The organism is Roseospirillum parvum (assembly GCF_900100455.1).
Classification (GTDB): domain Bacteria; phylum Pseudomonadota; class Alphaproteobacteria; order Rhodospirillales; family Rhodospirillaceae; genus Roseospirillum; species Roseospirillum parvum.
Map to the genome: position 1 here is coordinate 373,451 of NZ_FNCV01000001.1, position 12,166 is coordinate 385,616.

6 protein-coding genes are annotated in these 12,166 nt (G+C 68.1%); 2 read left to right on the forward strand and 4 right to left on the reverse strand.

What is annotated here, in order from left to right:
• Positions 1–95 precede the first annotated feature (95 nt).
• The 4 genes from BLR95_RS01620 to ssb form a co-directional block, all read right to left on the reverse strand.
• Positions 96–602: a peptidylprolyl isomerase gene (locus tag BLR95_RS01620; protein WP_092615229.1), complete on the reverse strand. Its 507-nt coding sequence runs from the start codon at positions 600–602 to the stop codon at positions 96–98.
• A 98-nt stretch (positions 603–700) separates the two neighbouring features.
• Positions 701–1,231, reverse strand: coding sequence for a pantetheine-phosphate adenylyltransferase (gene coaD / locus BLR95_RS01625; protein ID WP_092614335.1), 531 nt, complete (start codon positions 1,229–1,231; stop codon positions 701–703).
• A gap of 42 nt (positions 1,232–1,273) precedes the next feature.
• Positions 1,274–4,108: a DNA gyrase subunit A gene (gyrA, locus tag BLR95_RS01630; protein WP_092614338.1), complete on the reverse strand. Its 2,835-nt coding sequence runs from the start codon at positions 4,106–4,108 to the stop codon at positions 1,274–1,276.
• Positions 4,109–4,346: 238 nt separating this feature from the next.
• Positions 4,347–4,898, reverse strand: coding sequence for a single-stranded DNA-binding protein (gene ssb, locus BLR95_RS01635; RefSeq protein ID WP_092614341.1), 552 nt, complete (start codon positions 4,896–4,898; stop codon positions 4,347–4,349).
• A gap of 268 nt (positions 4,899–5,166) precedes the next feature.
• Here ssb and BLR95_RS01640 point away from each other — a divergent pair, with 268 nt between their 5' ends.
• Together BLR95_RS01640 and BLR95_RS15660 are read left to right on the forward strand one after the other, a co-directional pair.
• On the forward strand, positions 5,167–6,387 hold the full coding sequence (locus tag BLR95_RS01640) for an ABC transporter substrate-binding protein (protein ID WP_092614344.1): 1,221 nt from the start codon (positions 5,167–5,169) through the stop codon (positions 6,385–6,387).
• 603 nt (positions 6,388–6,990) lie between these two features.
• Positions 6,991–11,721: a T1SS-143 repeat domain-containing protein gene (locus BLR95_RS15660; RefSeq protein WP_092614347.1), complete on the forward strand. Its 4,731-nt coding sequence runs from the start codon at positions 6,991–6,993 to the stop codon at positions 11,719–11,721.
• Positions 11,722–12,166: the final 445 nt, after the last annotated feature.

Below are 12,166 nucleotides of genomic sequence, written 5' to 3' on the forward strand. Positions count from 1 at the left end.
CCGCTCTGCTCCGGGGCACGCCCGGGATCGGAAAAACAAAAAGGGCGCCCGTCCGGGGCGCCCTTTGTGGTTTGGTGGTGGGGGCGACCGCGCCCCTACTCGGCGTCGGCGGCGACCTGCATTTTCACGATCTGGTCGGGCACGGCGACCTTGCCGTTGCGGCTGGAATCGCCCTTCTGGATCATGTCGACGTATTCCATGCCCTCGACCACTTCGCCCCACACGGTGTACTGGCCGTCCAGGAAGCGGGCGTCATCCAGGCAGATGAAGAACTGGCTGTTGGCGCTGTTGGGGCTTTGGGCGCGGGCCATCGAGGCGGTGCCGCGCAGGTGCGGGGCGTCGGAGAACTCGGCCTTGAGATCGGGCTTGTCGGAGCCGCCCATGCCGGTGCCGGTGGGGTCGCCGCCCTGGGCCATGAAGCCGTCGATGACGCGGTGGAAGACGGTGCCGTCGTAGAAGCCCTCGCGGGTCAGCTCCTTGATCCGCGCCACGTGGCCGGGGGCCAGATCGGGGCGCAGGCGGATCACCACGCGGCCATGGTCGAGGTCCATGTAGAGGGTGTTCTCGGGGTCCATCTCGGCGGCGGCGGCGGTGTCGGTCATGAGGGGGGATACTCCCAGGGCAAGGGTCATCAGGCAGGCCAGGAAAAGGCGGCGGGTGGCAGCCATTGGCGGGGCTCCTTGATCGGGCGGGGGGCGGCTCAGGGGGCGCCGGCGGCGTAGGCGTCCAGCACCCGGCGGCGCACCCGGGGCGGCACGAACGAGCTGATGTCGCCGCCCAGGCGGCCGATCTCCTTGACGAAGCGCGAGGAGATGAACTGGCAGCGTTCGGCGGCCATCAGGAAGACGGTTTCCACGTCGCCGGCCAGACGGGCGTTCATGCCGGCCATCTGGAACTCGTACTCGAAATCGGAGACGGCGCGCAGGCCGCGCACGATCAGCGTGCCGCCGACGCCGCGCACATGGTCGATGAGCAGGGAATCGAAGGGGGCGACCTCGATCACCGTGCCGTTGGCTGGCAGGTCGGCGATTTCGGCGCGCACCATCTCGACCCGCTCGTCGAGGCCGAACAGGGGCCCCTTGCCGGCGTTCCTGGCCACCGAGACGACCAACCGGTCGACCAGTCGGGTGGCCCGCTGGATGATGTCCAGGTGGCCGTTGGTGATCGGATCGAAGGTGCCCGGGTAGACCCCCACCCGAGGGCCACGCGGCTGGCTGTTGGCCTCGGCCATGGCTGGTCTCGTTCCTGTTGCCGGGGGTGCCCGGGCGCTCGGTCAGTCGTCGGTGGGCGCGGAATCGGCGCCGTTGGTGTCGTCTTCCAGGCCGTCGAGCCCGCCGTTCTCGGTCCCGTCTTCGGCCCCGTCTTCGCTGTCTTCGTCGGCCCCGTCGTCGGCGCCGTCGTCAGCCCCGTCGTCAGCCAGGTGGGCCACCGAGACGACGGTTTCGTCGGCATCGGTGCGGAACAGGGTCACCCCCTGGGTGGCGCGGCCGGCGATGCGGATATCACCGACCGGCAGGCGAATCAACCGTCCGGCGTTGGAGATCATCATGATCTGGTCGTCGTCGCCGACCGGCAGCGAGGCCACCACCTGGCCGTTGCGGGCCGAGGTGTCGATGTTGGTGATGCCCTGGCCGCCGCGCCCGGTGCGCCGGTACTCGTAGGCCGAGGTCCGCTTGCCGAAGCCGTTCTCGGTCACCGTCAGGATGAATTCCTCGGCCGCCTGCATGGTGGCGAACAGCTCGGCGTCGAGGTCGATGTCGGCGCTGGCCGCATCCTCGGTGCCGTTCTCGGCCGGGCTTTCGCCCCCGGTCTCGTTCTCGGCCTCGCCGTTTTCCTCGCCGCGCAGGCGCCGCGCGGCCTTCAGGTAGGCGTTTCGGGTGTCGCTGTCGTGGTCGCCGCCGGACAGCAGCGACAGCGACATCACCCGGTCGTCGTCGAGCAGGCGGATGCCGCGCACGCCGGTCGAGGTGCGCCCGGCGAACACCCGCACGTCCTCGACCGAAAAGCGGATCGCCTTGCCGTTGCGGGTGCAGAGCAGCACGTCCTGGTCGGCCCGACAGGTCAGCGCGCCGATCAGGCTGTCGCCGTCGTCCAGCTTCATGGCGATCTTGCCGTTGGCGCGCACGCTGGTGAAGTCCGACAGGCTGTTGCGCCGCACGCCGCCGCGCGCGGTGGCGAACATCACATGGAGGTCGGCCCAGGACTCCTCGTCCTCGGGCAGCGGCATGACGGTGGCGATGGCCTCGCCCTCGGCCAGCGGCAGGATGTTCACGGCGGCCTTGCCGCGGGCCTGGGGATTGCCCTGGGGCAGGCGGTAGACCTTCAGCTTGTAGACCATGCCGGTGGTGGTGAAGAACAGCACCGGGGCGTGGGTGTTGGCGACGAACAGGCTGGTCACCACGTCGGCCTCGCGGGTCGCCATGCCGGAGCGGCCGCGCCCGCCGCGCCGCTGGGCCCGGTAGCTGGACAGCGGCACCCGCTTGACGTAGCCGCTGGCGGTCAGGGTGACCACCATGTCCTGGCGCGGGATGAGGTCCTCGATGTCCTGTTCGAACTCGTTTTCCTCGATGGTGGTGCGCCGCTCGGTGGCGAAGTTCTCGCGCATTTCCACCAGCTCGTCGCGCAGCACGCCCATCAGCGTCTCGGGGTCGCCGAGGATGGCCAGGAAGTGGCGGATGCGCGCGCCGATCTCGGTCAGCTCCTGGCCGATCCTGTCGCGCTCCAGGCCGGTCAGGCGGTGCAGGCGCAGATCGAGGATGGCCCGGGCCTGGGTCTCCGACAGCCGGTAGTGGCCGTCGACCACCTGGTGGGTGGGGTCGTCGATCAGGGCGATCAGCGGGGCCACGCTGTCGGCCGGCCAGTCGCGGGCCATCAGCTGTTCGCGCGCCGTCTGCGGGTCGGGGGCGGCGCGGATCAGGGCGATCACGGCGTCGATGTTGGCCACCGCGATGGCCAGCCCGGCCAGCACGTGGGCCCGGTCGCGGGCCTTGCCCAGCTCGAACACGGTGCGCCGGCGGATGACCTCCTGGCGGAAGTCGAGGAAGGCCTCCAGCACCTGGCGCAGGGTCAGCATCTCCGGCCGCCCGCCGTTGATGGCCAGCATGTTGACGCCGAAGGTGCTTTGCAGCGGGGTGAAGCGGAAAAGCTGGTTCAGCACCACCTCGGCCTGGGCGTCGCGCTTCAGCTCGACGACGACGCGCACGCCGTGGCGGTCGGACTCGTCGCGGATCTCGGCGATGCCTTCCAGCTTCTTGTCGCGCACCAGCTCGGCGGTCTTTTCGATCATCGCCGCCTTGTTCACCTGGTAGGGCACCTCGGTGACGATGATGGCCTCGCGGTCCTTGCGCACCTCCTCGAAGTGGGTGCGCCCGCGCATCACGATGGAGCCGCGCCCGGTGGCGTAGGCGGCGCGGATGCCGGCCCGCCCGAGGATGGTGCCGCCGGTCGGGAAGTCGGGGCCGGGGACCAGTTCCAGCAGGTCGGCGTCGTCGGTGTCGGGGTTGTCGATCAGCGCGCAGCAGGCGTCGATCACCTCGCCCAGGTTGTGCGGCGGGATGTTGGTCGCCATGCCCACCGCGATGCCGCCCGCCCCGTTGACCAGAAGGTTGGGGAAGCGGGCCGGCAGGACCACCGGCTCGCGGGTGGTTTCGTCGTAGTTGGCCTGGAAGTCGACGGTTTCCTTGTCGATGTCTTCCAAAAGGCTGTGCGCGGCGCGGGCCAGCCGGGCCTCGGTGTAGCGCATGGCCGCCGCCTTGTCGCCGTCCATCGAGCCGAAGTTGCCCTGGCCGTCGATCAGCGGCAGGCGCATGGAGAAGTCCTGCGCCATGCGCACCATGGCGTCGTAGATCGCCTGGTCGCCGTGCGGGTGGTACTTACCCATGACGTCGCCGACGATGCGCGCCGACTTGCGATAGGGCTTGTTGTACTCGTAGCCGTTCTCCTTCATGGAGAACAGGATGCGCCGATGCACCGGTTTCAGGCCGTCGCGCACGTCGGGCAGGGCGCGCGAGACGATGACGCTCATGGCGTAGTCGAGGTACGAGCTTCTCATCTCGTCCTCGAGGTTGATCGGCTGGATGTCGGCGGCGGGCAACGGCGGCGTGGTCACGGTGGGCGTGTTCCGGATCGATCAAGGCTTTGAAAAGTCGGGGGCGGGCGGCCCGGGTGGGCGCGGGCGGGCGGGCCGCCGCGCGGTGGGCCCCCGGACGGAGCCGGCCAACGATGTCGACCCCATCGGGCGGGCCCCGGAGAGCCCCGAAATCTAGCAGAGGCCCGGGGGGCGAACAACGAGACTTTCGCTTGGTCCCCCTGGCGGGGCGGCGCTTGGCCCCCTGGCGGGCCGGCGCTCAGAAGGGGATGTCGTCGTCCAGGTCGCCGCCGCCGGCCGGCGGCATGTCCCAGCCACCGCCCTGGCCACCGGAGGAGCCGCCACCATAGCCGCCGCCCTGGTTCCCACCCTGGCCGCCGCCATAGCCGCCGCCCTGGTTGCCGCCATAGCTGTCGCCGCCACCACCACCACCACCGCCACCACCACCGCCACCACCACTGGGGCGGCCGTCGAGCATGGTCATCTCGCCGCCGAAGCCCTGCACCACCACTTCCGTGGTGTAGCGCTCCTGGCCCGACTGGTCCTGCCATTTGCGGGTCTGCAACTGGCCGCAGATGTAGACCTTGGAGCCCTTCTTGAGGTAGCGCTCGGCGACCTCGGCGGTGGGGCCGAAGATGACCACGCGGTGCCACTCGGTACGCTCGCGGCGCTCGCCGGTGGCCTTGTCCTTCCAGGTGTCGGAGGTGGCCAGGTTGAGGTTGGCCACCTTGCCGCCGTTCTGCATGGTCCTGACTTCCGGGTCGCGGCCCAGGTTGCCGATCAGGATGACCTTGTTGACGCTGCCCGACATGATGGTGTTCTCCCCCGGCGGCGGTGATTGGGCAGGCACTTTAGACAAGGGGCCAGTGTCGGGCAACCGGCTGTGAGGCCCTGCTTGGCGACGCCACTCCATGAGCCGCGCGCAAGGCACTGTCGCGGGCATTGCATGGCCGTGCGGGGCGCCCTAATCTCGGGGTCGAGTTGGCGGCGGGGAACCGGGGCGACGGCTCGTCCGGCCCCGCCCCGCCCCTGTTGGCGACTCCTTGATTTACATGGACAGCGACGAAAGGACGGCTCCCATGAAGAACACGCTCACCCGGTTGGGGATGGTTTCGGCGCTTGCCCTGGGCACCGCGCTGGGCGCCACGGCGGCCCAGGCCGAGGGCCTGAAGCTGGGCGCGGCGATGCCGATGACCGGCGACCTGCAGGCCTACGGCTCGACCTCGCTCAACGGCATCAAGCTGGCGGCCAAGCAGATCAACGCCCAGGGCGGGGTGCTCGGGGGCGAGCTTCAGATCGTCGTCGGCGACACCCAGACGGCGCCCCAGGCCGGGGTCGACGCGGCCCAGAAGCTGGTCAACCTCGAGAAGGTCAGCGGCATCGTCGGCGCCCTGTCCTCGGGGGTGACCATCCCGATCGCGGAGTCGGTGTCCAAGGCCAACGGCGTGCCGCAGATTTCCGGCGCCTCCACCTCGCCGGTGATCACCGAGCTCAAGGACGACGACTTCCTGTTCCGCACCGTGCCCTCGGATGCCGGGCAGGGCGTCGCGCTGGCCCAGGTGACCATGGAAAAGGGCGTCGACAAGGTCGCCGTGATGTACGTCAACAACGACTACGGCAAGGGGCTGGCCGATTCCTTCGCCGGGGCCTTCGGCGGCAAGGACGGCGAAGTGACCGGCAGCGTCGGCTTCGAGAAGAACCAGGCCTCCTACCGCGGCGAGTTGCAGCGCGCCGCCGAGGGCGGGGCCGAGTATCTGGTCCTGATCGCCTATCCGGAATCGGGCCAGACCATCATCCGTCAGGCCCTGGAGGGTGGCTTCTTCTCGAAGTTCATCTTCACCGATGGCCTGAAGGACCCCGGTCTGGTCGCCGCCATCGGCGCCGACTACATGAACGGCACCTTCGGGACCACCGCCAAGGCCCTGGAAAGCGATTCCTCGAAGGCCTTCAAGGACGCCTGGGCCGAGGAATACGGCAGCGAGTCCGAAAAGCCGTATCACGACACCGCCTATGACGCGACCTACCTCCTGGCGCTGGCCGCCGAGAAGGCCGGCTCGACCGACCCCAAGGCGGTGCGCGACGCCCTGCGCGAGGTCGCCAACCCGCCGGGCAAGAAGATCGGCGCCGGCCAGTGGGCCGAGGCCCTGGCCGCGCTGAAGGCCGGCGAGGACATCGACTACGAGGGCGCCGCCGGCTCGCAGAACTTCGATGCCAACGGCGACGTCGCCGGCACCTTCGAGCTGTGGCAGGTGAAGGACGGCAAGTTCGAGACCGTCAAGGTGTTCGAGCCCACCATGTAACGGCTCCGAGTAACGGCTCCGGCCGCGCGTCCCGCTGGCGGGGGGCGCGGCCGATCCGTCCGGTTCCCATCCAGGCCGGCGTCCGGGGCTCCGGGCGCCGGCCCTTTTTGTATTCCGAAAACCGGACAGTCCGGCCTTGAGCCAATCCCGAGCGATCCGGAACGGATCGCGACGACGATTTCATGCTCAAAGAGCGCGCCGCTTGCCTGACCAGGGGGCTGTGCCGGCGCTCCCTCGGCCCTTGTGCGCCGCCTGTCGGCATGGGGGCCCGCGCCGAGGTCTATGGCTTTGGTCATAGCCCCGCGCCGACGTCCCCCCGGGGGGTGAGGGGCCTTCAAAACCATACCTTTGGGGTGCCGCGCCGCCGGAATTTTATGCCAGAAATATCACCCAAATGGGGGATTACAGGCGGCATTTCCTGCGCAACCATCATGACTATGGAAAAACCTCTTCGGGGCCATCGCCACATGGCGGAAGGCGTCCAAGGGGTGGATTGAACCGACACTCGGGTGCTGCCCGGGGGTCGGGCGGGATGCCAGGGGGACGAGGCCCGAAGCACCCGCCGATCGGAGCAGCACTCACAGCCTGGAAAAGGGGCGCACCATGGTTGATCGCATCGAGACGACGGGCACCGAGAGCGTGACCGAGAACACCGAGAACACTGGCGCGACCACGCCGGCCGGGCAGCAGCTGGCCCAGGCGGCTGGCGAGGACCTGGGGGCCATCCTGGAAGGTGGCGCCGGTCTGAACGTCCCCGAGGCGGTGACCCTGCCCGGGGCCGGCGAGCGGGTGGTTGTGCCGGCCGGGCCTGGGGTGACCTATCAGATCGACGCGCCGAGCGCGACCTACGCCCAGGAAGGGCCGAGCCTGGTGGTTCAGACCACCCAGGGCGAGGTGGTGCTGCAGGACTTCTTCGTGCTGGCCGACACCGGCCTGCCGCCGGCCCTCAGCCTGGCCGATGGCGCGGTGATCCCGGCCGAGCAGATCATCGCCAGCATCGACGGCTTTGATCCGGATGCGGTGGCGGCGGCGGCCGGCGGTGGCGCCGGCGGCGGTGGCGGCGGCGCCAGCTTCGGCGCCTACGATCCCGGCAACCTGGGCGACGGCCTGGACCAGAGCGATCTGGGCGGCGACCTGGACCTGGGTTTCGCTGCCCCGGCGGCGGGTCTGGACGTCGCGGTCGATCCGGCGGAAGGGGCGCTGCTGGTCAGCTTCCTGAGCGCCGAGACCGACGTTGACGTGCCCGACGAGCTGCCCAAGGACTTCAACGGCGAGGAAGATCCGAGCTGGGTCGAGGGCCAGTACGCCGGCATCTTCGAAGACAGCATGCCCAACGCCGACGAGGGCTGGTACGCCAAGGCCTATGGCCGTCTGGTGGTCGAGCTGGTGCCGGCCGACAACGAGACCTTCGTGCCGGGCAGCACCCTGGGCATCATTCCCGACGCCGACCTGTTCTTTGCCGGCGATCAGGCCGACTATCCGGCGCCGTTCAGCGGCGCCATGGACCTCGAGACGATCCGCGAGACCTACGACGGCTGGCTGCTGTCGGTGGGCGAGCCGGGGACCGCTGGCGCGCAGTTGGTTTTCCCCAACGCCGCCGGGGAGTTCTTCGTTTCGGTCGATGACATCAACGACATCTATGTGATCCCGCCGGAGCACTCCGACGTCGACGTGCCGTTCACCGTGGAAGCGTCGATCATTGACCCCGACTCGGGCGACATCGCGACCATCAGCGGGTCGGGCACGGCGGTGCTGGACGCGGTTGCCGACAAGGCCGAGTTCAAGGAAGGTCCGTTCGAGGACTACCGCGACGGCGACGTGGAATGGCCGGCCGACTTCAACGAGGACGGCTACATCAGCGGCGTCGATTACGACAACGGCGACCCCAACTTCCTGACCAGCTACAACGAGGACAACGCCCAGTACAACTGGTTCACCGGCGAATACCGTGATGGCTGCCCGTTCTTCGGCGTCGGCTTCATCACCGGCACGCCGGACAAGGACGGCTCGGAGGGCATTTCCTCGGTGGTGGTCAGCTTCGCCGACCTCGATGACGGGGCCACCGTGCGCTTCGGCTGGCAGGAGCTGACCGGCGGCCAGGGCATTGGCCCGCAGCCGGCGTTCCAGGCGGCCCTGGTCCAGGGGCCGCAGGGCCCGCAGCAGGTGATGCTGTGGGGCGTGGTTGCCGGTGGCCCGTCGTTCGGTCAGCCGATCATGGCCGACGTCACCGTGGGCGAGGATGGCAGCCTGACCTTCGACAACTTCTCGTACTTCCTGTTCGACAGCGAGAGCGAGGAGTGGGTGAACGTCAGCGGCGAGGAGGCCCGGGTGGTCGACCTCAGCCTGCACGGTCTGAACGTCGAGCTGCCGCAGCACGCCGATGACGACTTCACCATGAACGTCTCGGTGACCACGACCGATCACGCCAGCGACGACGAGCTGAGCGGCGACAACAACACCGCCGTCTCGGACGCCAGCTACCACTACGACATCAAGGCGGTGGCCGACGCGCCGGAGATCAGCATCACCAAGGATTGCCGCGAGGGCGATCACGGCAAGTTCTACAACGAGGGTCCGTTCTGGAACTCGAGCACCGTCTACGAGGTGGAAGAGGACGCCCAGGGCTACTGGTGCGGCAAGCAGATCATCGACCTGCCGACGGTGGCGGTGACCTTCCCCGACCAGGACGGCTCGGAAGCCCACTGGGTGAAGATCGACCTCGACATCCAGCCCGGCGACGGCATCAACCCCAACACCTGGCTGGACAACCCGGGCAGCCATGGCCTGGAACTGGGCTACATGGTGAACGGGCACTTCGTTGCCTTGGACTCGCACCACGGCTCCTACTACATGACCGAGGACCAGATGAACGCCCACGGCGACGATCTGGTGGTCAAGGGCCCGGCCGACTGGTACGGCGACATCGACGTCACCGTGACCGGCATCGCCAAGGAGTGGAACGTCGACAACGACGTGCCGACCGACTGGTTCCCGTGGTCGGACAGCGATGACATGCGCGACGAGTGGGCGACCACCGAGGAGGAGGTCACCGTGCGCGTCGATGCGCGGCCGGACTTCTACCGGGGCGGGCCGGAGACGGCCACCCTGGACGAGGCCGACATCGAGGGTGGGCGTCGCGACGACGACGGCTCGAACCAGCCCGATGGCGACTGGTTCCCGCCCAGCTACACCGGCAGCCTGAACGTCGAGTTCGGCAACGACCACGGCAAGAACGATGGCATCTGGGGCAACCTGGCCCATGCCGCGATCGACATCGGGGCGCTGAACGCCACCCTGAGTGGCGGCGACTGGAGCTCGGAAGGGCGTGACCTCTATGCCGTCTCGGACGGCAACGGGGGCGCGGTCATCAAGGCCTCGGTGCCGGGCTACAACAACGACGAGACGGTGATGACCATCTCGTTCGGCAACGACCCGGCCGACCTTCAGTACACGGTCACTCTGTACGACAACATCGACCACGATGCCCGCTGGTACACCGATGGCGAGCGGCACCTGGACCTTGACGTGACGGTGACCGATAGCGACGGCGACAGCGCCAGCAACAACCTGAAGATCGTCATCCGTGACGACAATCCGGAGGCGATGGCCGAAACCAACAGCACCCAGGAAGACACCCACGGCTACGTGGGCTACGCCCGCGGCGAGCTGGACTTCGTGCCCGGTGCCGACGGCGCCGAGGTGACCGACATCCAGATCATCGACTACGACCTCTACCCCTGGTGGAACGGCGTGCAGGTGCACGACGGCGAGCCGGGCGGCCAGCCGACCACCCTGAAGTCGGGCGGCGAGAAGGTCGACGTTCAGACCACCACCGAGAACGGCAATCTGGTGGTCTACGGCACGGCCGCTGGCCAGACCGTCTTCAAGCTGGTGGTCGAGCCGGACGGCGACTACGAGTACAAGCAGTACGGACCGCTGGACCACCCGGACCAGGGTCAGACCGGGAGCGACGATCCGCTGAACCTGAAGTTCACCTACACGGTGACCGATGGCGATGGCGATCAGGACTCCAACACCCTGACCATCACGGTGAACGATGACGGGCCGGTGGCCAACGCCGACCTGCTGGTGGTGACCGATCCCAGCGCCTCCGACATGGGCGGCAACGTGCTCGACAACGACGAGTTGGGCGCCGATGAGGCCGCGACGGTGACCGCGATCAAGGTGGACGGTGCCTTGCTTGACGTGGGTCAGGCCCACGTCCTGGCCGATGGCAGCACCATCCAGGTCAATGCCGACGGCAGCTACACCTACAGCTACCAGGCCGATCCCATCACCCTGGGCGGCACCACGGCGGGCTGGGAGGGCGTTGCCCTGGCCGCCTTCAACGAAGGGACCTCCTACGTTGACGCGAACGGCCGCCTCGACCTCAGTCTGGCGGACGGAACGGTGTCCACCCAGATCGACCTTTTGGGCACCAGCAAGGGCGTCGGCGGCAGCCCGGGTGGCGCCGAGATTGGCGTGAAGAAAAATGGTCAGAGCGAGGCCCTGGCGGTCAGCCTTGGTCGTGCCACCCTCAGCGCCACGGTTCTCTTCGCGGACCTCGAGTTCGACGGCCTCGGCGGCTGGTTCAAGGAGGAAGGGCGTTGGGAGGCCTTCGACGATCACGGCAACCTGGTCGATTCGGGGAGCCTCGCGGCCATCGCGTGGAGCGGGACCGATCCGCTGACCATCACCACCGACTCGCCGTTCTCGCACATCGTGTTCACGGCCGAGGGGTACCACGATGGCTTCCTTCGGGATCTGTCCAGCGACTTCATGGTTCGTTCGGTCGAGTTCGATCCGTTGCCCGAGGACCACACCGTCGAGTACCAGGTGACCGACGGCGACGGGGATACCAACTGGGCGCCCCTGCACATCGTCGGCGCCGAGAACGAGATCGTGAGCCCCACCGATGACGGTGAGACCCTCACCGGAACCGCCGGGCGCGATGTGATCTTCGGCGGCGAAGGTGATGACACCCTGATCGGCGGCGCGGGCGGCGACGTCCTGATCGGTGGCGGCGGGGCCGATACCCTGACCGGTGGCGACGGCGCCGACACCTTCGTGGTCGGCGACGGCGACACCATCACCGACTTCGACGCTGGCGAGGGCGACAGCGTCAACCTCGACCTCCTGTTCGAGGCCCTGGACCCGGACTACAACGCCGAGGACGGTGCCGACTTCAGCGTTGCGGTGTCCGGCGGCGTGGTCACCATCACCGCCGAGAACGAGGCCGGCACGCCGAGCGCCGAGTTCACCATGGAGGGCATGAGCGACGCCGACATCGCGGCGATGATCCAGGCCAACCAGAACATCGAGAACCCGAGCTGATCGCGGTTCGGGGTGGCTCGGGGGTCTGATGGGACCCCCGGGCGACGATCAGCAAAGGGCGGCTCCGCAAGGAGCCGCCCTTTCTCTTTGCCCGGCGTCTTGGATGGCATCCCGCTGGCGGGGCCACCGAAAGATGGTCCGGGCGACTCGGCGATACCCTGATCGGGCGATCAGGGGCGCGAGGTGCACAATTTCAAGTTTGCGCCCGAACCTTACCTCTGCTGTATGCCTTTGGTGATAGGCGACCATGCAGTGGGGGCGCCAGGAGGGGCGGCCGAGGGCGTGCATCTCCCATAGGTCCAGGGGGGGAGAGGATTTCAGGGATATAATTTATGTTCAAAATATCACTCAAATGGGGGATTACAGCCTATCCCCCAGAGGCGATGATCGAGGAATGAGGGAACTCGCGCCGCAGCCTTGCGGGCAGTTTTCGTGAGAATTTCAA

Coding starts and splice junctions, on each gene's coding strand:
- BLR95_RS01640 (WP_092614344.1), top strand. CDS start 5,167: ATGAAGAACACGCTCACCCGGTTGGGGATGGTTTCGGCGCTTGCCCTG.
- BLR95_RS15660 (WP_092614347.1), top strand. CDS start 6,991: ATGGTTGATCGCATCGAGACGACGGGCACCGAGAGCGTGACCGAGAAC.
- ssb (WP_092614341.1), bottom strand. CDS start 4,898: ATGTCGGGCAGCGTCAACAAGGTCATCCTGATCGGCAACCTGGGCCGC.
- coaD (WP_092614335.1), bottom strand. CDS start 1,231: ATGGCCGAGGCCAACAGCCAGCCGCGTGGCCCTCGGGTGGGGGTCTAC.
- BLR95_RS01620 (WP_092615229.1), bottom strand. CDS start 602: ATGACCGACACCGCCGCCGCCGCCGAGATGGACCCCGAGAACACCCTC.